Source organism: Streptomyces sp. NPDC002790, from assembly GCF_040295505.1.
In the GTDB taxonomy this organism is placed as follows: domain Bacteria; phylum Actinomycetota; class Actinomycetes; order Streptomycetales; family Streptomycetaceae; genus Streptomyces.
This window is the reverse complement of the sequence record NZ_JBEOVM010000001.1, coordinates 256,780-281,682: the sequence shown is the minus strand read 5'-3', so window position 1 is coordinate 281,682 and position 24,903 is coordinate 256,780. Positions and strand designations below refer to the sequence as shown.

Annotated in this window: 26 protein-coding genes; 11 read left to right on the top strand and 15 right to left on the bottom strand. The window is 71.3% G+C overall.

Annotated features, from left to right (window positions below; all coding sequences use genetic code 11):
- Positions 1-167 precede the first annotated feature (167 nt).
- Together ABT004_RS01320 and ABT004_RS01315 are read left to right on the top strand one after the other, a co-directional pair.
- Positions 168-1,355, top strand: a complete 1,188-nt coding sequence (locus tag ABT004_RS01320) for an ROK family transcriptional regulator (protein ID WP_351330611.1) — start codon at positions 168-170, stop codon at positions 1,353-1,355.
- Positions 1,352-2,917, top strand: coding sequence for a M81 family metallopeptidase (locus ABT004_RS01315; RefSeq protein WP_351330610.1), 1,566 nt, complete (start codon positions 1,352-1,354; stop codon positions 2,915-2,917). The genes ABT004_RS01320 and ABT004_RS01315 overlap by 4 nt, the downstream gene beginning before the upstream one ends.
- Before the next feature lie 3 nt (positions 2,918-2,920).
- Here the strand turns inward: ABT004_RS01315 and ABT004_RS01310 are convergent, their stop codons facing one another.
- From ABT004_RS01310 to ABT004_RS01300, 3 genes are all read right to left on the bottom strand, one after another.
- Positions 2,921-3,745 (bottom strand): transporter substrate-binding domain-containing protein, encoded by an 825-nt coding sequence (locus ABT004_RS01310; RefSeq protein WP_351330609.1) that lies wholly within the window; start codon positions 3,743-3,745, stop codon positions 2,921-2,923.
- A gap of 156 nt (positions 3,746-3,901) precedes the next feature.
- Entirely contained in the window at positions 3,902-5,098 is a 1,197-nt protein-coding gene (locus ABT004_RS01305) for a globin domain-containing protein (protein ID WP_351330608.1), read from the bottom strand.
- A 103-nt stretch (positions 5,099-5,201) separates the two neighbouring features.
- Positions 5,202-5,645, bottom strand: a complete 444-nt coding sequence (locus ABT004_RS01300; RefSeq protein WP_351330606.1) for an RrF2 family transcriptional regulator — start codon at positions 5,643-5,645, stop codon at positions 5,202-5,204.
- Positions 5,646-5,864: 219 nt separating this feature from the next.
- On the opposite strand from ABT004_RS01300, the gene ABT004_RS01295 reads away from it, so the two are divergent.
- From ABT004_RS01295 to ABT004_RS01285, 3 genes are all read left to right on the top strand, one after another.
- Positions 5,865-6,701 (top strand): ABC transporter substrate-binding protein, encoded by an 837-nt coding sequence (locus ABT004_RS01295; protein WP_351330605.1) that lies wholly within the window; start codon positions 5,865-5,867, stop codon positions 6,699-6,701.
- A 62-nt stretch (positions 6,702-6,763) separates the two neighbouring features.
- Positions 6,764-7,552 (top strand): amino acid ABC transporter permease, encoded by a 789-nt coding sequence (locus ABT004_RS01290; RefSeq protein ID WP_351330652.1) that lies wholly within the window; start codon positions 6,764-6,766, stop codon positions 7,550-7,552.
- Between the two features lie 7 nt (positions 7,553-7,559).
- Positions 7,560-8,375, top strand: coding sequence for an amino acid ABC transporter ATP-binding protein (locus tag ABT004_RS01285; protein ID WP_351330604.1), 816 nt, complete (start codon positions 7,560-7,562; stop codon positions 8,373-8,375).
- Positions 8,376-8,390: 15 nt separating this feature from the next.
- Here the strand turns inward: ABT004_RS01285 and ABT004_RS01280 are convergent, their stop codons facing one another.
- Positions 8,391-8,750, bottom strand: coding sequence for a nuclear transport factor 2 family protein (locus ABT004_RS01280; protein ID WP_351330602.1), 360 nt, complete (start codon positions 8,748-8,750; stop codon positions 8,391-8,393).
- A 129-nt stretch (positions 8,751-8,879) separates the two neighbouring features.
- On the opposite strand from ABT004_RS01280, the gene ABT004_RS01275 reads away from it, so the two are divergent.
- Both ABT004_RS01275 and ABT004_RS01270 read left to right on the top strand, forming a co-directional pair.
- Positions 8,880-9,701, top strand: a complete 822-nt coding sequence (locus tag ABT004_RS01275) for a helix-turn-helix domain-containing protein (RefSeq protein ID WP_351330600.1) — start codon at positions 8,880-8,882, stop codon at positions 9,699-9,701.
- 12 nt (positions 9,702-9,713) lie between these two features.
- Positions 9,714-10,205 carry a nuclear transport factor 2 family protein gene (locus tag ABT004_RS01270; RefSeq protein WP_351330598.1) on the top strand — a complete coding sequence of 164 codons (492 nt, stop codon included), beginning with the start codon at positions 9,714-9,716 and terminating at the stop codon, positions 10,203-10,205.
- A gap of 67 nt (positions 10,206-10,272) precedes the next feature.
- Here ABT004_RS01270 and ABT004_RS01265 read toward each other — a convergent pair whose 3' ends face one another.
- On the bottom strand, positions 10,273-11,355 hold the full coding sequence (locus ABT004_RS01265) for an NADH:flavin oxidoreductase/NADH oxidase (protein ID WP_351330597.1): 1,083 nt from the start codon (positions 11,353-11,355) through the stop codon (positions 10,273-10,275).
- 172 nt (positions 11,356-11,527) lie between these two features.
- Between ABT004_RS01265 and ABT004_RS01260 the strand changes: the two genes are divergently transcribed.
- On the top strand, positions 11,528-11,902 hold the full coding sequence (locus ABT004_RS01260; protein ID WP_351330595.1) for an ArsR/SmtB family transcription factor: 375 nt from the start codon (positions 11,528-11,530) through the stop codon (positions 11,900-11,902).
- Positions 11,903-11,963: 61 nt separating this feature from the next.
- On the opposite strand, the gene ABT004_RS01255 is transcribed toward ABT004_RS01260, so the two are convergent.
- Entirely contained in the window at positions 11,964-13,316 is a 1,353-nt protein-coding gene (locus ABT004_RS01255; protein ID WP_351330594.1) for a ferredoxin--NADP reductase domain-containing protein, read from the bottom strand.
- 80 nt (positions 13,317-13,396) lie between these two features.
- A complete protein-coding gene (locus ABT004_RS01250; RefSeq protein ID WP_351330592.1) occupies positions 13,397-14,074 on the bottom strand; it encodes a DUF305 domain-containing protein in 678 nt (225 codons plus the stop codon).
- Positions 14,075-14,149: 75 nt separating this feature from the next.
- On the opposite strand from ABT004_RS01250, the gene ABT004_RS01245 reads away from it, so the two are divergent.
- Positions 14,150-15,649, top strand: a complete 1,500-nt coding sequence (locus ABT004_RS01245) for an LVIVD repeat-containing protein (RefSeq protein WP_351330590.1) — start codon at positions 14,150-14,152, stop codon at positions 15,647-15,649.
- On the opposite strand, the gene ABT004_RS01240 is transcribed toward ABT004_RS01245, so the two are convergent.
- The 5 genes from ABT004_RS01240 to ABT004_RS01220 form a co-directional block, all read right to left on the bottom strand.
- Positions 15,637-16,347, bottom strand: coding sequence for a TetR/AcrR family transcriptional regulator (locus tag ABT004_RS01240; protein ID WP_351330588.1), 711 nt, complete (start codon positions 16,345-16,347; stop codon positions 15,637-15,639). The two genes, ABT004_RS01245 and ABT004_RS01240, sit on opposite strands and share 13 nt — an antisense overlap.
- 194 nt (positions 16,348-16,541) lie before the next feature.
- Positions 16,542-17,237: an HAD family hydrolase gene (locus ABT004_RS01235; protein WP_351330586.1), complete on the bottom strand. Its 696-nt coding sequence runs from the start codon at positions 17,235-17,237 to the stop codon at positions 16,542-16,544.
- 33 nt (positions 17,238-17,270) lie between these two features.
- On the bottom strand, positions 17,271-17,954 hold the full coding sequence (locus ABT004_RS01230) for a phosphatase PAP2 family protein (RefSeq protein WP_351330585.1): 684 nt from the start codon (positions 17,952-17,954) through the stop codon (positions 17,271-17,273).
- Positions 17,955-18,016: 62 nt separating this feature from the next.
- On the bottom strand, positions 18,017-18,952 hold the full coding sequence (locus ABT004_RS01225; RefSeq protein WP_351330584.1) for a M56 family metallopeptidase: 936 nt from the start codon (positions 18,950-18,952) through the stop codon (positions 18,017-18,019).
- A 110-nt stretch (positions 18,953-19,062) separates the two neighbouring features.
- Positions 19,063-19,623: a DUF5134 domain-containing protein gene (locus tag ABT004_RS01220; RefSeq protein WP_351330583.1), complete on the bottom strand. Its 561-nt coding sequence runs from the start codon at positions 19,621-19,623 to the stop codon at positions 19,063-19,065.
- A gap of 164 nt (positions 19,624-19,787) precedes the next feature.
- On the opposite strand from ABT004_RS01220, the gene ABT004_RS01215 reads away from it, so the two are divergent.
- A complete protein-coding gene (locus ABT004_RS01215; RefSeq protein WP_351330581.1) occupies positions 19,788-21,464 on the top strand; it encodes an FUSC family protein in 1,677 nt (558 codons plus the stop codon).
- A gap of 56 nt (positions 21,465-21,520) precedes the next feature.
- Positions 21,521-22,075, top strand: coding sequence for a MarR family winged helix-turn-helix transcriptional regulator (locus tag ABT004_RS01210; protein ID WP_351330579.1), 555 nt, complete (start codon positions 21,521-21,523; stop codon positions 22,073-22,075).
- Positions 22,076-22,092: 17 nt separating this feature from the next.
- Here ABT004_RS01210 and ABT004_RS01205 read toward each other — a convergent pair whose 3' ends face one another.
- From ABT004_RS01205 to ABT004_RS01195, 3 genes are read right to left on the bottom strand one after another with little or no spacing between them, the layout of a single operon-like run.
- Positions 22,093-22,833 (bottom strand): cupin domain-containing protein, encoded by a 741-nt coding sequence (locus ABT004_RS01205; RefSeq protein WP_351330577.1) that lies wholly within the window; start codon positions 22,831-22,833, stop codon positions 22,093-22,095.
- Positions 22,827-23,786 (bottom strand): DUF6807 domain-containing protein, encoded by a 960-nt coding sequence (locus tag ABT004_RS01200; RefSeq protein ID WP_351330576.1) that lies wholly within the window; start codon positions 23,784-23,786, stop codon positions 22,827-22,829. Before ABT004_RS01200 ends, ABT004_RS01205 begins: the two co-directional genes overlap by 7 nt.
- Positions 23,783-24,898, bottom strand: coding sequence for a Gfo/Idh/MocA family protein (locus ABT004_RS01195; RefSeq protein WP_351330575.1), 1,116 nt, complete (start codon positions 24,896-24,898; stop codon positions 23,783-23,785). The genes ABT004_RS01200 and ABT004_RS01195 overlap by 4 nt, the downstream gene beginning before the upstream one ends.
- Between the last annotated feature and the right edge of the window lie 5 nt (positions 24,899-24,903).

Here is a 24,903-nt window from a genome sequence, read left to right as displayed (position 1 = left end):
TCGAACGCTAAGTCGACCGTTCGAAACAAGTCAATAGGTTCATTCGGAAAGTAACTAAAAATCCGGGGGGTCTGGCGAACCTGGTTCGGTGATGGTTAGTGTTCGGTCTGGCATCGAACGAACTCATCGAAGTAAGTGCGTCTCGGCGTACGACCCAGGGGGACCGGATGACGGACACCGTGAACGAAGGCGAGCCGGGCTCGGCCCAGCACATACTCCGGCTCGTCTCGTCCGGAGCCGCCGCGTCCCGCGCCGACCTCGTCAGGGAACTGGGCCTCGCACCCTCCACCGTCTCGCTGCGCGTGCAGGAGCTGGTGGCCCAGGGCGTGCTCACCGAGTCCGGCGAGGGCGCCTCGCGCGGCGGACGCAGGCCCCGGCTGCTGCGGATCAAGGCGCAGGGCGGTGTCGCGCTCGCCGCCGATCTCGGCAGCCGGCACGCGCGGCTCGGCGCCGTCGACCTCGGCGCGGCCGTGCACGACGCCGAGGACCTGCCGCACGACATCACCGCGGGACCCGAGTCCGCCGTCGACTGGCTGTGCGCCCAAGTGGCCCGGCTCGCCGAGACGCAGCGGGAGTCGGGGCGGACCGTGCGCGCGCTCGGCGTCTCCTTCCCGGGCCCCGTCGACCCGGCGGACGGCCGCGTGCTGAGCCCCTCGCGGATGCCGGGCTGGCACCGCTACCCGCTGCGCGACGTCCTCACCGAGCGGCTCGGCATGCCGGTGACCGTCGCCAATGACGCCACGATGATGGCGGTCGGCGAGCACCGCACGTCCCGGCCCGAGCTCGACCACATGGTCGTCGTGAAGGCAGGCCGCGGCATCGGCAGCGGCGTCATCGTCGCGGGCCGGCCGCACGACGGAGCCAACGGCAGCGCGGGCGACATCAGCCACGTCCGCGTGGAGGAGGCCGGCGAGCGGCCCTGCTCCTGCGGGAACATCGGCTGCCTGGAGACCGTCGCGAGCGGCGCGGCCCTCATCCGCGAACTCGCCGCGCAGGGCGTCGACGTGGCGAACACCACGGAGCTGCTCCAGCTCGTCGCCGACGGCGACCCCGTCGCCACCACCCTCGTACGCGCCGCGGGACGGCACATCGGCACCGTGCTCTCCGTCGTCGTGAACTTCTTCAACCCGCGGGCCGTCGCCATCGGCGGCGTACTCGCCACCGCCGAACCTCTCGTCGCCGCCGTCCGCGGCGTGCTGTACGAGCGCTGTCTGCCGCTCGCCACGGCAGACCTCGAGATCACCACGACGGCCGCAGGCCGCGACGCGGGCCTGCTCGGCGCGGGCCTCACGGCGCTGCACAAGAACCTGTCGGCCGCCGCCCCCGCCTTCAAGGAAGAGAGCGTCCACGCATGACGAGCACCACCCCGATCACCGGCCGCCGCCTGCGCATCGGCATCGGCGGCATCGGTATCGAGTCGTCCACGTTCTGCCCGCACCGGTCCACCACCGAGGACTTCCGGCAGACGCGAGGGCAGGACCTCCTCGACCGCTACACGTGGACGCGGGCCGACTCGGACCTCGCCGAGACGGTCGAGTGGGTGCCGCTGCTGCACGCGACCTCGCTGCCCGGCGGCCCGGTCGAGGCCGAGTCGTACCTGATCCTCAAGAACGAACTCGTCACCCGCATACGGGAGGCGGGCCCGCTCGACGGTCTCGTCTACGACATCCACGGCGCCATGAGCGTCGTCGGCCTCACCGACGCCGAGGGCGACCTGACCGAGGCGGTCCGCGCGGCCCTCGACCACAACGGCACGCCCGACGGCGGCCGGCCCATGATCTCCACGGGCATGGACCTGCACGGCAACGTCTCGCGCCGCTTCGCCGAGCCCATCGACCTGCTCACCGCGCACCGCCTCGCCCCGCACGAGGACGCCTGGGACACCCGCGAGCGCGCCGCCCGCAACCTCGTGCACTGCCTGCGCGAAGGTGCCCGACCGCACAGGGCCTGGGTCCAGGTCCCGGTCCTGCTGCCCGGCGAGAAGACCAGCACCCGCCTGGAGCCCGCCAAGTCCCTCTACGCCTCGCTCGCCGACATCGAGCAGAAGGACGGCATCCTCGACGCCGCGATGTGGGTCGGCTACGCCTGGGCCGACGAGCCGCGCTGCAAGGCGGCCATCGTGGTCACCGGCGACGACGCCGAACTCGCCGCGCAGGAAGCCGAGTCGCTGGCCCGCCGCTACTGGGACGCCCGCAAGGACTTCCTCTTCGTCGGTCCGACCGGCAGCGCCGAGGAGTGCATCGACAAGGCCGTCGCCTCCGACAAGCGGCCCTTCCTCATCAGCGACTCAGGCGACAACCCGACCGCGGGCGGCGCGGGCGACCTCGCGTACATGCTGGGCAAGCTCCTTGAGAACGACGCGATCCGCACGGGGAAGGTCACGGCCGTGCACCCCGGCATCACCGACCCGGACGCCGTCGCCGCCTGCTTCGAAGCGGGAGTCGGCGCGTCGGTCACGCTCTCCGTCGGCGGCAAGGTCGACGCGAACCACGGCGGTCCCTACGAACTCACCGGCACCGTCGAGGCGTTGCAGCGCGCGGCCGACAAGAAGGACGGCGAGGCAGGCGGGGCCTACGCCCGCGGTGTCGACATGGCGGCGGTCCGCGTCGGCGGCCTCACCGTGATCCTCGTCGAACGCCGCAAGCCGTTCCACACCCTCGCCGACTTCACGGGTCCGGCCGAGGGCGGCCTCGGCATCGACCCGCGGACGTACGACGTGGTCGTCGTCAAGATCGGCTACCTGGAGCCGGAGCTGCACGACATGGCCGCCGACTGGCTGCTCGCGCTCACCCCCGGCGGCGTCGACCAGGACCTGCTGCGCCTGGGACACCACCGGGTGGAGCGCCCGCTGTACCCGTTCGACGAGGACGCCTACGAGGCCGGGGTCGGCCCCGACCTCACGCCCACCCTCCTGTAGGCATCAACTCAGCCACTCCGACTCGTACTTCTTGTACGTGCCGTCATGCGTCGCCAGATGCACGAACTGGTCGACGTACTCATGGAAGTCGCGGTCGCCGCGCGGCGTCGCGTAGGCCTTCTCGGCGAACGAGAACGGCTTGTCGGGGTGGATCGAGCACAGCTCGGGGTGGAGCTTGGACTGGTAGAGCGTCTCGCTCGCGTCCGTCATCATCACGTCCGCCCGGCCCGCCACGATCTCGTCGAAGATCGTGCGGTTGTCCGGGTGGACCTTGATGGTGGCCTGCTTGATGTTCGCGCGGGCGAACTGCTCATTGGTGCCACCGGGGTTGACGACGACCGTCGTTCCCGCCTGGTCGATGTCCTTGAGCGTCTGGTACTTGTCCTTGTCGGCGCAGCGCACGATCGGCGTCTTGCCGTCCTCGCGGGTCGGCTCGCTGAAGTACACCTGGCGGGCGCGCGGCAGCGTGATCGAGACACCGCCGACGGCGACGTCGCACTTCCCGGCGGCCAGGTCGCCCGACAGGTCGGCCCACGTGGTGTCCACCCACGTGGCCTTCGCGTCGAGACTCTTGGCCAGTTCCTTCGCCATGTCGATGTCGATGCCGCTGTACGAACCGTCCTTCGGGTCCTTGTACGTGAACGGCTTGTAGTCCCCGGTCGTACACACGCGCAGCACAACGGACTTGGGCACCGAATCGAGCAGGCTCGCCTTCTTGCCGCTCTGGTGCACCGCCGTGGGAGCGGCCGGCGCGGCGGCGGTCAGACCCAGCAGACACACCAGGGCGGACAGGGTGACGACACGTTGTCTGGACGTACGACGGCTCATCGCGAGGACTCCTCGGCGGGTTGGGTGCAGGCTGAGCGGGTTGGGTGCAGGCTGAACGGATCGCCCAGCGGCCCACCCTGCCAGAAGAGTTCGCACCGGTCGATCAAGCCCCGCTGTCGGACGAGAGGCAGCGGGGTCCGGGGCAGAGCCCCGGCATCACGCCGTCGCGGCGAGCCACAAATCCGGCCCGAACACCTCGTAGTGGAGGTCGGCCGCCGCCACCCCCTTGCCCAGCAACTGTCCTCGCATCGCCCGCATAAAGGGCAACGGCCCACACAGGTACGCTCGCGTGCCGGCTCCCACGGCCACCTCCGTAAGATCCGCGAACCCCGTGTTCCCACCGGCCGGAGCCCCCTCCTCATACCAGAAGTGGGCCGCACCCTCGGAGAGCTTCGCGGCGAGCGCCGCATGCTCCGCACGCGACGCATGCGTCCCGGGAGAACGGTCGGCATGCACGACGGTGACCGGCCCCGCATGTCGGGCAGCCACCAGATCCTCCAGCATCGCGAGGATCGGCGTACACCCGATCCCGGCGGAGACGAGCAGCAGCGGCGCCTCGTCGACGGCCAGCACGAGGTCCCCGTACGGCGCGGAGACCCGCAGCCGATCGCCCTCCCGCACATGGCGGTGCAGATGGTTCGACACCTCGCCATCAGGACCCGCACCGCCGCCGTCGACCCGCTTCACCGCGATGGAACGCCCCGCGGCGGCGGGCGCGCCGGTCAGGCTGTACTGGCGTATCTGCCGCGCCCCGTCCGGGAGTTCGACCTGCACGGACACGTACTGCCCCGCCCTGAACGCCGGTGCGGCGGCGCCGTCCGCCGGCCGCAGCAGGAAGGACGCGACGTCGGGTGTCTCCTCGGCGCGGGACGCCACCTCCCACTCCCGCCAGACGTCACCGTCGACCACGCCCCGCTCCGCGTAGAGCCGCTGCTCGATCGCGACGAGGGCGTTCGCCATCAGCCAGTACACCTCGTCCCAGGCCGCCGCGACCTCGTCGGTGACCGCGTCGCCGAGCACCTCGGCGATGGCCTCGAAGAGGTGCTGGTGCACGACCGGGTACTGCTCGGCGCGTACGCCCAGGGAGGCGTGCTTGTGCGCGATGCGGGCCAGCATCGCGTCGGGCCGGTCGTCCGGGTGGTCGACGAGGTACCCGGCGAACGCGGCGATCGAACCGGCGAGCGCCTGGCGCTGCGTGCCGGCCGCCTGGTTGCCGCGGTTGAACAGGTCGTGCAGCAGCGCGGGGTGGGCCGCGAACAGCTTCTCGTAGAAGAGGCCGGTGATGTCCTCGATGGCGGCGCCCACAGCGGGGAGGGTGGTGCGGACGACGGCGGCCGACTGGTCGGTGAGCATCGACAGGACTCCTTAATCTGAATCTCAGATGCGTATTTAAAGGCGGGGGGTGGTTGCCGGGTGGACGTGCACCGACGCCCGGAAGACGGGGGTGCTGGGCTGCTCAGCCCGCCCCGGTAGGCGGCGAAAGGGCCACCAACAACGGGCCGGTGGGCGCCTTGACGAGGTCGTTGAGGCTGAGCGGGTCGAGCGTCGCGAAGAACGCCTCCTGGGCCTCGCGGAGTGCTTGCCGCAGGCGGCAGGCCGAACGCAGGGGGCAGGGCGTCGTCCCCTCGCAGTCCACGACGTCCCCCGGCCCCTCGAGTTCGCGCACGAGTGCGCCGATGGAGGCCGACCGGCCGGCCCCGGTGAGCGCGAGCCCGCCGCCCCGGCCGCGCCGCGCCTCCACGAGCCCCATCCGCTGGAGCTTGGCGACGGCCTTCGCGGTGTGCGTGTACGGCACCTCCATGGCGCCCGCGACCGCGCGGGTGGTGGGCAGTTCGCCCTCCTCGACCGCGAGGCGCATCAGTACGCGCAGGGCGAGATCCGTGAATCGCGTCAACCGCATGGGCGCAGGTTATTAATGTTGCATTTGAAAGGCAAATTAACTCCGGCCGTTGTCGCCGTGAACGAACCCGCATAAAAATGTTGACCTGAGCGTGAATATGCATCAAAGTGGCCCAGTCGCGGTGTTCCCCGAGGTCAGCGCAGGTCCGCACTCGGGGCCGTGCTGACGGGTCTCCGTGTCGCGCACCGCCCCCCCCCACGCCTTGTCCCAGGGAAGCCCGTGAGTTCATCCACACGACTGTTCCACCGCTGCGCCGCGCTCGCGGTCGCGGCCGGCCTCGTGGCCGTGACCACCTCGTGCAGCAAGGGCGCCGAGGCCACGACCACCGCGGACGGGGTGAAGCTGGTCCACAAGGGCCGGCTCACGACCTGTACGCATCTGCCGTTCGCGCCGTTCCAGTTCGAGAAGGACGGCAAGGTCGTCGGCTTCGACGTCTCCCTGATGGACCTCGTGGCGAAGCGGCTCGGGCTGAAACAGGACGTCATCGACAAGTCCTTCGAGACGATCAAGACCGGCGCCGACCTCAACGCGGGCCTGTGCGACGTCGCCGCCGCCGGCATGACGATCACCGACGAGCGCAAGCAGAACCTCGACTTCGCCGACCCCTACTTCGACGGTGAGCAGGCGCTGCTCGCCCGCAAGGGCGTCGACGCGAAGACGATCGAGGACGTCCAGCACGGGAAGTGGACGCTCGGCTCGCAGGCCGCGACCACCGGCGAGTCCCTGGCGCACGACAAGGGCATCGACTCGGTGTCCTTCGAGAGCTCCGACGCCGAGCTGAACGGGCTGCGCACCGGCCAGGTCGACCTGCTGATCCAGGACTACCCGGTCGCCCGGAACTGGCTCAAGACCAACGCCGACGACGCGGCCAAATTCAAGGTGGTCGGCGCCATCCCCACCGGCGAGCAGTACGGCTTCGCCGTGAAGAAGAACGGCAACCCCAAGCTGCGCGCCGCGATCAGCGACACGATCGCGCAAGCAAAGAAGGACGGGACGTACAAGAAGTTGTACGAGAAGTGGATCGGCCCGATGCCGAAGGACGTGACCTCGAAGTGAGCACCGTGAAGACACCGCACGCGGACGGAAGTTCGGAGCGTGCGACCGCGGACCGGCCGCGCATGTCGCCGCGTCGTCGGCGCAAGGTCACCCAGGGCGTCCAGTACGCGGTCCTCGTGGCCGCGGTGCTGCTCGTCGCGTCGCTCGCCGACTGGGGGCAGCTGCAGCGCCAGTTCCTCGACCCGACCGTCGCCCGGCAGATGTTCCCGGACCTGATCACCACCGCACTGGTCAACACGGTGATCTACACCCTCTCCGGCTTCGGTGTCGGTCTGATCCTCGGCCTGGTCATCGCCCTGATGCGACTCTCGTCCGTGGCCCCCTACCGCTGGCTCGCCTCGATCTACATCGAGTTCTTCCGCGGGCTGCCCGCCCTGCTCATCTTCATCTTCATCGGCGTCGGCGTGCCGCTCGCCTTCCCCGGCACGGCGCTGCCCGGCGGGGTGTACGGGCAGGTGGCCGTCGCGCTCGGCCTGGTTGCGGCCGCGTACATGGCGGAGACGATCAGGGCCGGCATCCAGGCGGTGCCGCGCGGTCAGATGGAGGCCGCCCGCACGCTGGGCATGTCGCGCTCCCTGGCCATGCGCTCGATCATCATCCCGCAGGCATTCCGCGTCATCGTGCCGCCGCTCACCAACGAACTGGTGCTGCTGTTCAAGGACTCCTCGCTGGTCCTGTTCCTCGGTGTCTCCCTGGAGACCCGTGACCTCACCAAGTTCGGCCGCGACCTGGCGGGCGAGTCCGCCAACAGCACCCCCATCTTCGTCGCGGGCCTGTGCTACCTGCTGGTCACCATCCCGCTCGGCTATCTCGTACGCCGCCTCGAAGCGCGGCACGCGAAGGCCAGGTGAGGCCGGCATGACGAAGGAAACCACCAGTGGGCACCGGGACGAGGACACCGACATGACGACCGCGGCCATCGAGATCCAGGGACTGCACAAGTCCTTCGGCGACCTGGAGGTGCTGCGCGGGGTCGACTTCACCGTCGCGCAGGGCGAGGTGGTCTGCGTCATCGGCCCCTCCGGCTCCGGCAAGTCCACGCTGCTGCGCTGCACCAACCTGCTGGAAGAGCCCACGTCCGGGCGGGTGGTGGTGGCGGGCGCCGACCTCACCGACTCGGACCTCGACATCGACCGCGTACGCCGCCGGATCGGCATGGTCTTCCAGCAGTTCAACCTCTTTCCGCACCTGAACGTCCTGGAGAACCTCACCATCGCGCAGCGCCGGGTCCTCGGACGCGACCGGGCCGACGCGGAGCGGACGGGGCGCGCGAACCTCGAACGCGTCGGCCTCGCCGACAAGGAGACCGCCTTCCCGTCCCAGCTCTCCGGCGGCCAGCAGCAGCGTGTGGCCATCGCCCGCGCCCTGTCGATGGGGCCCGAGCTGATGCTGTTCGACGAGCCGACCAGCGCGCTCGACCCGGAGCTCGTGGGCGACGTGCTCGGCGTGATGCGCTCGCTCGCCGACGAGGGCATGACGATGCTGGTCGTCACCCACGAGATGGGCTTCGCCCGCGAGGTCGCGGACCGCGTCGTGTTCATGGACGACGGCGTGGTCGTCGAGGAGGGCCGCCCGGACGAGGTGCTTGCCAACCCCCGCCACGAGCGCACCCGTTCGTTCCTCGCGCGCGTCGTGAACCCGGGGGACGGGCGGACCGCGGACGCGGAGTCGTAGGGTCGGGCGGTCGGATCAGGCCGTCGGCACCTTGTCGAGGAAGCCCCTGACGTCCTGGATCCGGCCCTCGTCGTCCAGGACCAGGACGTCGAATCCGATCGCCAGCGGCTCGGTACCCTCGGGGCCGAGGCCCCACTGGAACCTCAACTGCCTGTGGTGTGCGTCCACTTCACCGACCGGCGTGAACACGCAGCCGGGGAACTGCTGGTGCACCCCGTCGATCAGGGCGTCGAGCGCGGCGTGCCCCGCCACCTCGGCCAGCGGGTCGGTGTACGTGGCGTCGGACGCCCAGTGCTCGGCGATGAGCTTCGTGCGCTGCTCGCCCTGGGCGTTCCAGGTGGCGAGGTAGGCGTCGGCGGCGTGGTGTGCGGTCATGGTGGAACCTCCGGTGGATCGGGGTGTGTCGGTGTGTCTCGGTGTCACCACTGTGGGCGGGCCGCGGCAGGACCTCCATGACCTGTGAGGTCATGAGGAGTACGCCGGACCGCGGTTACGCTGCCCGCCATGAGCACCCTCGTGGACTCCACCGCCCCGGCGGCCGACCGCACCGTCGGCCCGCTGCTGCGCGGTTGGCGGGAACGGCGCCGCTTCAGCCAGCAGGAGCTGTCCAACCGCTCCGCCGTCTCCACCCGGCACCTCAGCCGCGTGGAGACCGGCAGGGCGCACCCGACGCCCGAGATGATCCTCCACCTGGCCGACCATCTCGACGTCCCGCTGCGCGCCCGCAACCAGCTGCTCCTCGCGGGCGGCTACGCGCCGCACTACCGGGACCGGGACCTGGCGGACGCCTCGCTATCGGTCGTCATGGACGGACTGCGGGGGCTCCTCGACGCCCATATGCCGTACCCGGCACTGTTGTTGGACACCTACTGGGACGTCGTCGACGCCAACGAGGGTGTGGCCACGCTGCTCGAAGGGTGTGCGCCCCGGCTCCTCGAACCCCCGATCAACGTCATCCGGCTGTGCGTGCACGAGGAGGGCCTCGCCCCGCGGATCCGCAACTTCACCCAGTGGGCCTCCCACCTGCACCACCAGCTGGTCCACCGCGCCGAACGCACCCATGACCCACGCCACTTCGCGCTGGCCGAGGAGACGGCGCGGCACCTCGCCTCCGTGCCCCGCACCGCTCCCACCGGCAGCCCCGTCCTCACCCTCGAACTCGACGTGCCGGGCGCCGGACCACTGCGCTTCTTCAGTACCTCCGTGCAGCTCACCACGCCCGCCGACGCCGCCCTGGAGGGGCTGCACCTGGAGACGTTCCTGCCGGCGGACGACGCGACGCGTCGCCGTTTCGCAAAGAACTCGCAGGCGCACGGGCCCAGTTGATAGGACTGGCGGATGATCGAGGAGAACCCGACGGACGAACTCGGCCCACTGGAACGCCTCCTGGCGGAACGCTCCTGCGAGCGACTGATCCTGGAACTCGTGCGCCGCCTCGACCTCGGGGACCCGGGCACGGTCTGCGAGCTCTTCACCCCCGACGGCGTCTGGGCATGGCCCTACGACAACCGGAGGATCGAGGGCCGACAGGCCCTTCGCGCCTACTTCGACGGCCGCCCGGCCGACCGCCTCTCCCGGCGGATGTGCACGAACATCCTGGTCACCGTCGACACGCCGGACACCGCAACCGCCACCACATACTTCGCCACCTACCGGGTCGACGGCTGCACCGGCGACACGATCGTCCCTGCCCGGCCACCCGCGAACATCGGCCACTACGAGGACACCTTCCGCAGGCTGGACGGCCGCTGGCTGATGGCGAGCCGGACCCTGGTCCTCCCCTTCGGTGGACCGACGGAACATGTGGGCGGGGCCGACCGGGCGCGGTGAGCCGCGTGCCCGAGGTCACGCGTACGCCCCCGTGGTCGGCGGACCACGGGGGCGTACGGCCGTCCGCTCAGACCGAGCGGTGGTACTGGTCCGGCACGTGGCTCTGCGCGCCCAGCTCGCGCGCCGCGTGGCGGGCGAAGGACGGGTCGCGGAGGAGCTCGCGGCCGAGGAGGACCGCGTCGGCCTCACCGTTGGCGAGGATCTTCTCGGCCTGCTCGACCTCGGTGATGAGGCCGACCGCTGCGGCCGGGACCCCGGCCTCGTTACGGACGCGGGCCGCGAAGGGAACCTGGTAGCCGGGGCCGAGCGGGATGCGGACGCCCGCCGCGTTGCCACCGGTCGATACGTCGATCAGGTCCACGCCGTGGGTCTTCAGCTCGGCGGCGAACCGGACGGTGTCGTCGCCCGTCCAGCCCTCCTCGCCGTCCAGCCAGTCGGTCGCGGAGATACGGAAGAGCAGCGGCAGCTCCTCGGGCCACACCTCGCGGACCGCGTCCACGACCTCGAGGGCGAACCGGGTGCGGTTCTCGTAGGAGCCGCCGTACTCGTCGGTGCGCTTGTTGGAGTGCGGGGAGAGGAACTCGCCGATGAGGTAGCCGTGCGCGCCGTGCAGCTCGATGACCTGGAAACCGGCGTCAAGGGAGCGGCGGGCGGCGTCGACGAACTGCTGGACGATCTCCTTGATGCCGTCCACGGTCAGCTCGGCCGGGACCGGGTGCTGCTCGTCGAAGGCAACCGCACTCGGGGCGACGGCCTCCCAGCCGTACGCGTCCGGCCCCACCGGCGCGCCACCCTTCCAGGGCTGATCGGTCGACGCCTTGCGGCCGGCATGACCGAGCTGGATGCCCGGCACCGTGTTCTGCGTCTTCAGGAACGATGTGATCCGGCGGAACGCCTCGACCTGCGCGTCGTTCCAGATCCCGAGGTCCTGCGGGGAGATCCGGCCCTCGGGGGAGACGGCCGTCGCCTCGACGATGATCAGGCCGGTGCCGCCCGCGGCGCGCGCCCCGTAGTGCTGGAAGTGCCAGTCGTTCGGCGCACCGGTGAGCGGACCCTCGGGAGCCGCGCTGTACTGGCACATCGGCGGCATCCACACACGGTTGGGGATGGTCACGGACCGCAGGGTGTAGGGCTCGAACAGTGCGCTCACGGCGGACTCCATTCGGTGTGGATCGCGGAATTGCCTCGCGGATGGCGGCGAGGACCTCGTTAGTACGATAGCCGCCGTAGTACGGCAGATGTCAAACTACGATGATTCTCGTACAATGGCCGTGACGCACCGCACGCATCCAGCCACCCGCGCCGCAAAAGGGGAGTCGTCCATGACGACCGCAGCACCGCACATCGGGACCGCCGCCGGCGGCCGCACGCTCGCGCACCCCGACCGCACGGACATCCGGCTCGAAGCGGTGCTGCACGCGCTGTCCGACCCGATGCGGCTCGCCGTCGTCCGGGAGATGGCGGCCTCGGCGGAGGCCGAGCTGTCCTGTTCGGCCTTCGACCTGCCCGTCAGCAAGTCGACCACCACGCACCACTTCCGTGTGCTGCGCGAGGCCGGAGTGATCGAGCAGGTCTACCGGGGGACCGCCAAGCTCAACGGCCTGCGCCGGGCCGACCTGGACACACTCTTCCCCGGCCTCCTCGACGCCGTCCTCGACGCGGCCGCCCGGCAGGAGGGCCGGCTCGACGGGCGCTGAAACGAGGCCGATGGGCGCTGAACGGGACCGGCGGGCGCTGAACGGGGCTGGCTGGCGTTGCCTACGAACCCCGCGCCGCGCCCAACAGGCCGTCCCAGTCCGGGATCTTCACCGAGCCCCGCCCGAGCCCCCGCCCCAACTCCGCCTCGGCCCGCTCGATCGCCCGCCACCCGTCCCACCGCACGGGCCGCGCCCCGGCCGCGATCAGCCCGCTCAGCGGATCCCGCGTGGTGCCTACGAGGGCGGGGTCCGCGAGCGCGGCGGCGTCGTCCAGGAGTGAGGTGACCGTCTCCTTGGCGCAGGGGCGGTTGGTGCCGATCACGCCGGTCGGGCCGCGCTTGATCCACCCGGCGACGTACTCGCCCGGCGTCACCCGCGCGTCCCGCAGCACCCGCCCCGCCGCATGCGGCACGGTGCCGCTCCTCTCGTCGAACGGCAGGCCCTCCAGCGGCACTCCGCGATAGCCCACCGACCGCAGCACCAGCTCCGCCCCGATCTCCTCGAAGTCACCCGTGCCGGTCACGCCCCCGTGTCCGTCGGGCCGCGTCCGCTCGAAGCGCACCCCGGCCACCCGGCCGTCGCCGCCCGCGAGCACCTCGGTAGGCCGCAGGTAGAAGCGCAGATGGATCCGGCGCCGCGTACGCCGTGGTGGCTCGGCGGCCCAGCTGCGCAGCACCTCCACGTTGCGCCGCTGAGCGGCGGGCAGCGCGGAGGGGTCGTCGTACGCCGGGTCGAGCGTCAACTCGCGCTCATCGACCCGTACTTGCGTGTCCGGAAGGCCGCCCAGCTCGCGCAGTTCCTTCGTGGTGAAACGGGCCTGCGAGGGGCCGCGCCGACCCACCATGTGCACGTCCCGGACCTCGCTCGCGGCGAGTGTGTCGAGCGCGGCGCCCGGCATGTCCGTGGGCAGGAGTTCGGCGGCGCCGCGGGCCAGCATCCGGGTCACGTCCACCGACACATTGCCCACGCCGATGGCGACGGCCGTGTGCACGCCCCGTACGAAGCCGCCGTCGACCGCGTCCGGGTGGGCGCTGTACCAGGCCACGAAGTCGGTCGCCGACCAACTGCCCGGCAGGTCCTCGCCCGGCAACCCGAGCCGCCGGTCGGCCGCCGCGCCCACGCAGTACACCACCGCGTCGTACAGCTCCAGGAGCTTCGCGGGCGGCAGGGCCCGGCCGATCTCCACGCCGCCGAGGAAGCGGACCCGCTCGTCCTCCAGGACCGCGCGCAGATTGTTCTGCAACGACTTGATCTTCTCGTGGTCCGGTGCGACGCCGTAGCGCACGAGCCCGTACGGGCAGGGGAGCCGGTCGAGCACATCGACGCGGATGTCCGGAACGCGATCCTGCCCCACGAGGCCCTGCGCGGTGTAGACCCCGCTCGGACCCGAGCCGACGACGGCGATGTGCGGCACGGGAGGCTCCCTCCGCCGGGGTGCTGATGTGTCTCAGCATGACACCGGGAGGCCCGGTGGGGGAGAGGGCGCGGCGGCGCTCAGGACATGTCGCGCATCCGCTCGATCTCGCTGGTCTGCTGCGCGATCACATCGTCGGCCATCTCTTCGACCTGCACGTTGTTCCCGCCGCTCTTGACCTCCGTGGCCATCGTCACGGCCCCCTGGTGATGCGTGATCATCAGCTTCAGGAACAGCTCGTCGAACGCCTTGCCGCTGGCCGCCTTCAACTTCTTCAGCTGTGCCTCCGTCGCCATCCCCGGCATCGCGTCGTGCGCGTGGTGGCCCTCGGGTGCGGTGTCGCGACCGTACTTCTGCAACCAGCCGCGCATCGTCTCGATCTCCGGCCCCTGCGCGGCGGTGATCCGCTCGGCGAGCCCCTTGACCTGCTCCGACTCGGCCTGTTTCGGGGCCAGTCGGGTCATCTTCAGGGCCTGCTCGTGGTGCGGGATCATCATCTGCGCGTAGGTCACGTCGGCGGAGTTCGGGGTGTCGTCCGACCCGCGCTGTTTCGCGTCCTTGGCCGACAAGGTCTCGGCCGCGTCGCCCGGTTTGCCCGGCGCGATGACCGAAGGTCCGTCGGACGGGCGGGAGTTGGACCCACCGGCCTCGTCCGAGCCCCCCGAGTCGCATCCGGTCAATGCCAGCGCCGACACCGCCGCCAGCGCGGCGGCAGCAACTTTCATGACGATTGCGTTGCCACCTATTGATCTGTGCATGAGGAAGACGATACTCGGGGAGATCCGTGAATCGTTCACGTACGAGCGAAGTCACCGTCACTCAAGGAGACAACAGTGACCCTGTACTCCCCCCGAACACGGCGCAGACGCCTGGGAGTTGCCACCGCGGCGGCCGGACTCCTCGCGGCGCTGCTCGCCGCGGGCCCCGTCTCGGCGACGCCCGACCCGGGCGACAAGTCGTCGGCTCCCAAGAGCGTTTCAAAGAGCACCGAGACCGAGGTCGAGAAGGCGATATCCGCCGGCGACATACCCGGCCAGGACGAGATCGTCCACTCCGACAACATCCAGCACGTCACCAACATCCCCAAGGACGCGCTGCCCGGCACCAACTCGGACCTCGCCTTCCAGGGCAAGTACGCCTTCGCCGGGAACTACGACGGGTTCCGCGTCTTCGACATCAGCAACCCGAAGGCGCCGAAGACGGTCGCCCAGGTGCTGTGTCCCGGCTCCCAGAACGACGTCTCCGTCTCCGGGAACCTGCTGTTCCTCTCCACGGACAGCTCCCGCAGCGACGACTCCTGCGCCTCCACCACCCAGCCGGCGACCGAGAAGTCGTCCTGGGAGGGCATGAAGGTCTTCGACATCAGCGACAAGGCGAACCCGAAGTACGTCTCCGCCGTCGAGACCTCGTGCGGCTCGCACACGCACACCCTGGTGCCCGAGAAGAAGAACGTCTACGTGTACGTCTCCTCGTACTCGCCGAGCGCGACGTTCCCGGACTGCCAGCCGCCGCACGACGGCATCTCGGTCATCAAGGTGCCCCGCAAGGCGCCGCAGAAGGCTGCCGTGGTGAACTTCCCGGTCCTCTTCCCCGGTGAGGGCGAGGACGGCGGCGGCAACCCCGGCGCGCCCACCAACCCGGGCGTCTCCAAGACCACCGGCTGCCACGACATCACGGTCCTGCCCTCCAAGGACCTCGCGGCGGGCGCCTGCATGGGCGACGGCATCCTGTTCTCCATCAAGGACCCGGCGAACCCGAAGGTCATCGACCAGGTCCAGGACAACGTCAACTTCGCGTTCTGGCACTCGGCGACCTTCAACCAGAAGGCCAACAAGGTCGTCTTCACCGACGAGCTGGGCGGCGGTGGCGCGGCCACCTGCAACGCGGAGATCGGCCCGGACCGCGGCGCCGACGGCATCTACGACATCACCGGCAAGGGCGACAAGCGCAAGCTCGTCTTCAAGAGCTACTTCAAGATCCCGCGCCACCAGGCCGACACCGAGAACTGTGTCGCGCACAACGGCTCGCTGATCCCGGTCAAGGGCAAGGACCTCATGGTGCAGGCCTGGTACCAGGGCGGCGTCTCCGTCTGGGACTTCACCGACTCCGCGAAGCCCAAGGAGATCGGCTACTTCGAGCGCGGCCCGCTCACCACGGACAAGATGACGACGGGCGGCTCCTGGTCGGCGTACTACTACAACGGGTACGTCTACTCGAACGACATCGCGAAGGGCTTCGACGTCCTGAAGATCAAGGACGCCAGGACCGACCCGGCCGCCAAGATCCGGCTGGGCGAGCTCAACGTCCAGACCCAGCCGGACTACTTCGGCTGACCGGTCCGCTCACCGTTGACGGCCGGTGACAGCGGCTCGAAGTAGCGCGAGAAATCGGCCGGTCTGCCGTGGGCGGGGCTCCCGTCGGACGACGCGTCATCCTCGTCGTCCGGCGGGAAACCCCACTGCCACTCCAGTTCGTAGCGGCGGAACAGCTCGGCGCGCATCGGGGCGAGCCGCATCGGCACCCCGGGCACCAGCATCGAGAACACGGCGCCCATCAGCACGGCGCGCAGCATCGGATAGCCCGTGTCGACATCGAGCGTCCCGTGCCGTACGACGGTGTCGCGCAGCAGCGCCGCGAGCCGCTGCTGCTCCGGGCACTGCACAAAGCCCTCGGCCTGCAGGATCCCCGCCATGTGCGTGCGCATGAGGACGGGTTGGTCGCGGACGAGGCCGAGGATCGCGTCGATCGCGCGGGCCAGCCGCTCGTCCCCGCTCTCCGTCCTGGGCTCGCGCTCCAGGGTCTCCTCGAGCGTCCGGTGCATCAGCCGGTGCACGGCGGACTGCAGCAACTGCCGCTTGCCCGGGAAGTAGTACGAGACCAGACCGCGCGCCGAACGGGCGCGGTCCGCGATGTCGCCGAGCGTCGTCGCCTCGTACCCGCGCTCCCCGACGAGCTCCAACGTCGCCTGCAGGAGCCGTTCGCGGGAACGTCGGCGCAACTCCTCATTGACCGATGCGCTGCGGGGGGACATTCTTGACTCCTGCGTTGACTGGCTAGGAGCCAACTATACTCAGCGCTTCCCGGCCACCGGCCTGTTGGGTGTGGTGTGCGCGGGAGGGCCGGCTGCATTTGGGCGACGCGGGGGATCGTCCAAATGCAGCCGCGTCACGTGCGGGGTCGTCAGGTGTCGGCGCTTCAGGTGTCGCCGCTTCACGTGAAGCCGGTTCAGATCAGGCCGAGCACCGGTCGCAACCCGTCCGGCCGGGTCTCGGCCGGCAGATGGTCCACGAAGTGCACCGCACAGCCCAGCTCCGCGGCCCCGCCGTCCGCGTGCCGGTCGTCGCCCACCATCAGCGCGTCACCGGGCGCCACGCCCAACTCCTCGCAGGCAGCGGCGAACAGCCGCGGATCCGGCTTCGTCACGCCGTGCCGGTACGACAGGACGTAAGCGTCGACGTACTGGTCGAGGTCGTGTCCGACGAAGACGGGGCGCGGGTCCCAGCCGATGTTGCTGACCACGGCCACCGGGACACCGCGCTCGCGCAGACCGGCGAGCACCTCACGGGCGTCCGGGTAGGGCTGCCAGGCGGCGGGCGTCATGTGCCGGTCGTACAGGGCGTCGTAGAGCCGCTCGTCGGGCAGCGGGACCTCGCGGGCCAGGCCCGTGTACGCGGCGCGGTGCCGCGTAGCGTCGACGTCGCGTACGGCGACGAGCTCGGCGAGGTGTTCGGGGACGTTCACCTGATGCGTGCTGCCGCCGGGCAGCGCCCCCGCCGCCTCCAGGCCCTCGGCCGCCCGCGTGAACTCCTCGTCCGGCAGCACGAGTTCGCTCTCGTCGAGTACGGCGCGCAGCCAGGATTCAGTGGACTCGATCCGGAAGAGCGTCCCGGAGAAGTCGAACAGCACGGCTTTGATCGTCATGCCGTCGATCCTCCGACGTGCCGAACGCACAGGTCAAGCGCGGGCGTTGGGAGCGACCCACTTCCCGTACGCCGCCGTGGACACGACCACCGTCAGCGCCCCGAGCAGCCAGCCGGCCAGCACGTCCGACGGCCAGTGCACCCCCAGCCACAGCCGGGTGAGGCCGACGCCGAGCACCGACACCACGGCGAGCGCGAGCGCGGTGCGCCACAGCGTGCGCCCGGCCCCGTACCGCCGCAGCAGCCACAGGACGAGCGCGCACACCACGGTCGCCGTCATCGCGTGCCCGGAGGGGAACGCGGCATAGTGCGCCGAGTCCACCGGCTCGCGCCACACGGGGCGCGGCCGGTCGACGGCCGCCTTCAGGCCCTGTTGCAGCAGCGTGCCGACCAGGCAGGTGGCCGCCACCCAGCCCGCGAGCAGCCAGTCCCGCAGGCGCCATACGAGGACCAGCACGATCACCGCGCACAGGAGCCGCATCGTCCAGGGGTCCCATACCCAGTCGGTGAGGACGCGGTTGACGTGCGTGACACCGGGATCGGCGAGGGCCCGTCCGTGCAGCGAGCCGGCGACGTCCCGGTCGAGGTCCATGAGCGGGCCCCACCGGAACGCCACAAGGACGAGCAGGAGGGCGGAGGGCAGGGCCAGTGCGGCGGTGGTGAGCGCGAGGACGGGGCGGGGGCGTCGGGGCGGGGAGTCGAGCCGTACCGGGTGCATGGGGACGATCCTCGCTCATCGGGCGCCGCGCGTGCCATCCCGGTGGGCGGTGCGGCGTGGTGCTACCCCAGTGCTCGCAGGGCGGGGACGAAGGTGACCAGGAGGGGAACCAGCGGGACCAGCGCCGCGGCCGCCGTGAGGCGCAGCCGGTGCGCAGGCGTCAGGCGCGAGGGCGGCGCGAGCAGCCGGTGCACGCGCTGCGGGACCTGCGCGTGCGGCGTCGGGCAGGGGCCGAACACTCCCCGGTCCTCATTGAGTTCGACCAGCGCGAGCGCGATGCTCATGCGGCCGAAGCGGCGCGACGCGACGTCGTCCGCCGCCAGCTCGACCAGTCGGTGCATCTCGTTCCGGAACGAGGCGAAGACCGGCACCTGCGGAAAGCCGGAGGCCAGCGCGCCCGAACAGTGCAGCAGCCAGTCGTGCCGCCACCGCGCGTGACCCGTCTCGTGCGCGAGCACCGCGTCCAGTTGGCGGCCCTTCAGGCGCTGCAACGCGGCCGTGGTGATGATCAATTGGGGCGTCGACCCCGACATCCACCAGGCGTCCGGGCGCTTGCCCTCCAGGATGACGAGGCGATCGGGGCCCGGCTCCTCGCCGGGCAACAGCGGTGCGCGCTCCAGGAGTTCGGCCCGCCTGGCGCGCCGCCGCGCCCGTGCGTTGCGCACCTCGCGCACCAGCATCGCCGCCGTCCACGCCCCGCCCAGGGCGAGCGTCACGGCGACGGTCGCCGCCCACGGCCCCGCGGCGCGCAGCGCGTACGCGTCCACGACCCCGTGCGGCGCCGCCGCGAACACATGCCCGCGCACGGCGCCCCAGGCGGCCGCCGCGCTCAACGTCATCGACAGGGCGCAGCACAGCAACACACCCGCCACCACGCACTGCCACGCCCACAGCGCGACGATCGGCTCCCGCTCCGTCCAGTCCGCGCGCGCGAGCAACCTCGGCGCGACCAGGGCGGCAAGGGCGCCGAGTAGCAACAGTGCTACGGGGACCGTCATGTCCGTCACCTTATGAGGCGAGCGCTACCCACGGGTATGACCTGGCGCGTCAAGTGACGCACGCCACGGTTTCGTTGATCGGCCCGCTACATGTCAGCGGCATCGGCCCGCTACATCGTGAGCAGCATCGCCAGCATCCCGATCCCCATCGAAAGCCGGCACGCACGCGCCAGTTCCGGGCGGTCGCCCCAGCCGCCGGTGGCTACCGCCGGGCCGGTTGCCGTCGTGGCCGTCGTGGCCGGAACGAGGCGGGCGCCCGACCACAGGACGTAGACCGTGAAGTAGAGGAGGAGGGCGCCCGTGAGGACCGGGGCGCCGGCCCCGCCGTGGTGCGCGTGGGCCGCGGGGCGGACGGCCATCGCCACCGCCATGTACGCCATGGCGAACGTGCCCACCAGGTGATGCAGGTGATGGGTGCCCGTCCGGGAGGTCCACAGGGCGTGCAGCGCGGCGGCCCCGAACACGGCCGCGTACAGCAGCCACGCCCAGTGCGGGGGCGTGAGCACCGCCGCCGGGACCGCCATCAGCGCCATCCCGAATCCCATCAGGGCCTCGCCGCCGGCCGTGCGGCGCTGCTCCTCGACGTCGCTGCGCAGGCGCAGCAGGCAGTACGCGCCGGTCGCCGCGCACAGTGCGACCAGCAGCCAGGCGGCCGAGAGCGGTCCGTGCACCGGGTCCCCCATCGTGTCCGTCTCGTCGTCGGTGTCCGTCAGGGAGATGCCCAGGCGCGCAGGGGCGTATGGCGGCGCAGAGGAGCACGGATGGTCGCGCGCGAGAAATGTGCATCTGAACACTCGACATCGTTTACGGGTAAAATACCTGCTAAGGTTTTCTTATGAGCAGCACACCCCCGTCACTTCGCACCCCCGCCGTCCATCGCCTCCCGCTCGCCGGAGTGCTGCGCCTCAACAAGCCGTCGGACGTCTGGTTCAAGCCCGCGACCAGCGTGGTCGTCGCCACCGCGATACCGAACGTGACACTGCTCGCCCTGGGCCGCCTTGACCTCGCCATGTACACGATGGCGGGCAGCCTGTGCGCCCTGTACGGGCACAACCTCCCGTACGCGGCACGCGCGCGTGCCCTCGCGTGGGTGGTCGCCGGGATGGTCGCGAGCATCGTCGTCGCCATGGTCTCCGCCTCGCTCACCTCGTCCGCGGCCGTCCTCGTCGCCGTCGGCGCGCTGCTCGCCGCCGCGCAGAAGGGGCTGTGCGACGCCACCCGGATCGGACCCCCCGGCAACCTCATCTTCACGTTCATCAGCTCCGCGATGCTGTTCGCGCCGCAGATCATCGGGCAGGTGCCCGGGCATCTCGCGCTGACGCTGGCCGCCGGAGCCGTCTCCTGGATCGTGGGCATGGCCCCCGCCCTCGTCCGCCCCCACGGGCCCGAGCGCCGCGCCACCGCCCGCGCGCTGAACGCCGCCGCCGCGTACGTCGAGCGGCCCGAGCACGCGCCCGCACGTGGCGCCGCGGCCGCGGCCGTGCACGCCGCGTGGCAGTCGCTGCTCGCCACCGGGGCGCGCACCGAGGCGCGGCGCGCCCTGGAGCGGCTCGTGCTGCGCGCCGAGGTCGCCATCGCCGCCCCCGGCGACACCGACGCGGACCGGCTGCGCGCCTGGGCGGGCGGTCTGCGAGGCGGGGGCTCGGTGCCGCGGCCCGCCCGGATCGCCGGGATGGACGACGAGCTCCTCGGCATCGAGGCCGAGCTCGCGGGCGGCAAGCCCTCGTTGTGGCGGCGGATCGGCCCCGGCTCGCCGCTGCTGCCCATCGTCCTGCGTACGTTCATCGGCTGCGCCCTCGCCGGATACGGTTCGCTCGCCCTCGGTTTCGGCCGCCCCTACTGGGCCCTGGTCACCGCCGCCTCGATCTACCAGGCCAACCTCACGCTGTCCTGGAAGCGTGGCGTACAGCGCGTCGTCGGCAACGTCGGGGGCGTGCTCGTATTCGCCGCGGTCGTCCCGCTCGCCCATGCCAGCCTGCTCGCCCTCGTCGTGCTCTGCCTCGCCTGCGCCTTCGGCGCCGAGGCGTTCATGGCCCGCAACTACTGGCTCGGCAGCCTGTGCGTGACGCCGATGGCGCTCCTGGTCACCGAGTTCGCCCGCTACCAGGAGCCCGGTGAGCTGATCGGCGACCGCATCGTCGAAACCCTCGTCGGTGCCGTACTCGGCATCGTCGCGGCCATCGCCGTCACCAACCGGCGCGCCACCGACGGCATCGAGCAGGCACTCACCACCAGCGACACCGCCCGCGAGGCCGCCGAGCGCACCCTCGCGCTGCCCGCCCCCGGCCACGCCGCGCTGGAGACGGCCCGCCGCGGCCTCGCCGCCGCCCTCGTCGAACTGCGCGCCGCCGCCGACGCCGCGGCCGGCGAGTGGTGGCAGCGCGCCCTGCCCGAGGAACGGGTGCTCGCCACCGAGCAGTCCGGGCACCGTACGCTCGCGGCCACGGTGCGCCGGCAGGCGGCCCGGACGGGCGTCGCCGCCTCCCCGAGTGGTGCGGGCACCCAGCAGTAGCGGATAGTGGCGGACGCACAGCGTTCGGCCCATGAGGAAGGTCCGGTCAGGCAGGCATGAGTACGCAGCAAGGCGCGGCGGCAACGGCGCCGCTCGACATCGTGTCGTCGGTCGTACGGCAGTGGCAGGCCGTACGCCCCGACATCGACACCGGCCCCATGGAGATCATCGGGCGCATCAACCGGTGCGCCGCACTGCTCCAGCAGGCCGAGGACGCGCCGCTGCGGCACGCGGGCCTGACCAGGGCCGAGTTCGACCTGCTCGGCACGTTGCGCAGGACCGGCCGCGAACTCACCCCCGGCGACCTCGCCCGCGAGACCTTCGCCTCCGGCGCCGCCGTCACCAAGCGCCTCAAGCAGCTCCAGGAACGCGGCCTCGTCTCCCGCCGCGGCGACACCCGCGACCGCCGCGTCTCCCATCTGAGCCTGACCGACGAGGGCCGGGCCCTCGTCGACGAGATCCTGCCGAGCCAACTCGCGTACGAGGGGGCGGTCCTTTCGGGCCTCGGCGAGGGGAAGGACGCACAACTCAGCGGCCTGCTGGGGGAGTTGCTGCTCCAGCTGGAGGGGCGGCTGGGGAGCGGGCCGCACTCAAGCCTGTCCGCGCGCTGAGGTAGGTGCCTGCACGGTCAGCGCGGCACCGTCGCTCCCTCGATGCCGTACTCCTCGCGGCGGCCGCACATGCCCAGGCCGCCGTGGCGGGTGGGCGTCGCGGTGTGGGTGGTCGACGCGGCCAGGTAGCCGTCGGCGTCGCCCTTTTCCAGGGCGTCGAGTTGGGCGCCCGTGCGCTCGGCCGTGGCCAGGGCGCCGGTGCGCCACAGCTCGCGCCAGGCCGCGACGCGCGGGCGGACCAGGGCGGCGGCCGCCCGCTGGAAGGTGCGGAGCGGTTCCGCGTCGCCCGCGGAGAGGGCTTCGCGCAGCGGCAGATACCCCTCGACCGCGAGGTCCCGACGACGGCGCGCGGCCGCCTCCGCCTCGGGGCCCGCCGGGCCGGGAAGTGCGGCCGCGGCCGCGTACTTGTCCGGGTCGGCCAGATACTCCGGCGGGAACGTGAACACCGCGTCGCCCGCCTCCGGAAGCCCACTGTTCTGCATCAGGACCGTGATCCGCAGATCCTCGCCCTGCACCATGCGGTGCACCGTGCCCGGCTCGAACCACGCGAGCGAACCCGCCTCCAGGGGTGTGTCGCGGTAGCCGTCCGGGCTCAGCGTCTGCACCGCGCCGCGCCCGCCCGTCACGACGTACGCCTCCGTGCACACCAGGTGCAGATGCGGGCTGCCGCCACAGACGCCGTCCGCCGCCTGCCAGTCGTACGCGGAGATGTGCGAGAGGCCGATCCCGCCGGGCAGCGGCCGGTCGAGGCTCACCACGCCAGCTCCTTCAGGCGGCCGGCCACCCGCTCCTCGTCCCAGGCGCCGTCCGCGACCACGATCCGGTACCGATAGCGGAACGTCTCGCCCGGCGGCAACGCGAACTCCTCGAAGAACGCCCAGGAGAACGCGACCGTCGGAATCGGCTCCGAGCGCACGAACCAGTGCGAGGCGTGGATCGCCCCGGCATTCTCCGGGGCGTGCTCGAACACCAGCGTGGAGTGCGCGTCGACGTCGTCGTGCTCCCCGGTGAACGCCAGCCACGGGCCCTGCGTCCCCATCAACTCGCTGTCGGAGGCGTCCCCTCGGGGCCCGAAGACCTTGCCGCCCGTGAAGTCGCGCGGCCCGCGCCACTGAAGACCCGTGTAGCCGGCCATCTCGCGCCCCGCCGTGGTCGGCGAGCCGAAGCGCAGGGCCTCGCCGTCGGCGCGGGTGTTCGTCAGCTCGATCGACCAGTCGACGGCGTACGAACCGGACTCCGGATCCACGGAGTGCACCCGCACGCCGCGCCGCTCGCGGGCCCACTCGTCGCCGCCGTTCTCGATCCAGGACAGGCGCTCGGTGAGGCTCAGCTCGTCGCCACCGGCCTCGACGGCGTCGAAGCCGTCGTGCCGCATCGAGCCGATCCGGTCGTGCAGGGGGAGGTAACCCTCGCCGTGGACATAGCAGTTGCCGCCCCAGAAGTTCTGCCCCGAGAGGTGACTGGCCGTCATCTGCAGGCCCTTGTGCCAGCGGTGGTCATTGGGCCGGTAGCCCGAGACCAGGTTGCCGGACAGGGTGCGCAGCGGATGCACGTACGGCTTGCGGGCCTCGAAGGCGTCCGGGTCCGGCTTGTAGACGTAGGAGAAGAGGTCGGCGCCGGTGGCCGCGGAGCGCACCACGACGCGGTCGCCGAGGAGGTGGTCGACCTGAAGGCTGTTCCCGATGTCGCTGCTCACTGCTGCGGAACTCACTGCTTCGGGCTCCAATCCGGGTGGCCGCCGTGCATCGCGGCGTAGAACGGGTCGCCGGGACCGATCTCACCGGCCGCGACCGTGGCACCGGTGAACGCCGACTTGTACAGCGCGGCGGCGAACTCCAGCGTGCTGCGGGCGCTCTGTCCGCTGCCGGGCGGGCGGGCGCCGGCGTCGTACGCGTCGAGCAGCGCGGTCAGCTGCGCGGTGTGTGAACTGGGTACGTCGGCGGTGGGCGCGGGCGGCTGCTGGCTGCCGGGGGCCGGGGTGTAGCGCCAGTCGTCGTTGCCGTGTCCGTACAGGTGGGTCAGCTCGACGGTGGCCTTCTCGCAGTCGATGCGGATGCGGCTCGTCTCGTCGGGCGAGAGCACGGAGTTGACGACCGTACCGAGGGCGCCGTCCTTGAAGCGGACGAGCGCGGTCGACACGTCCTCGCTCTCCGTGTCGTGCACCAGCCGGGCCGCCATCGCCCGGATCTCGGTCCACTCACCGAGCAGATGCAGCATCAGGTCGTACTGGTGGATGCCGTGGCCCATGACGGGGCCGCCGCCCTCACTGGCCCACTTACCGCGCCACGGAACTTCGTAATAGGCGGCGTCGCGGTACCAGGTCGTCTGACAGTGGGCGACGAGCGGGCGGCCGAGCGCGCCCCCGGTCAGCAGCGAGCGGGCGTGCACCGCGCCCGAGCCGTAGCGGTGCTGGAAGACGACGGACGCGTAGGCGCCACTGGCTTCCTCGGCGGCGGCGATCTCGTCGTACTCGGCGAGGGAGAGGGTGAGCGGCTTCTCGCACAGCACCCAGGCGCCGGACTTGAGGGCCGCGACGGTCTGTTCGCGGTGGAACACCGGCGGGGTGCCGATGAGAACGAGATCGGGCCGCGCCTCTTCGAGCATCGCGGTCAGGTCGGTGTGCACGGAGACGTCCGCGAACCCGGCCTCCGCGGCCTGGGCGCGGAATCCGTCGAGGCGGCTCTGGTCCACGTCGACGGCGGCGACGAGTTCGACGCGGTCGCGCAGGGAGGTGAGGGCGGGCAGGTGGCTGCCGGTGACGATCGCGCCGGTGCCGACGACGGCGGCACGCAGGCGGGATCCCTGGCGGGCGGGGCTTGGCATGCGGG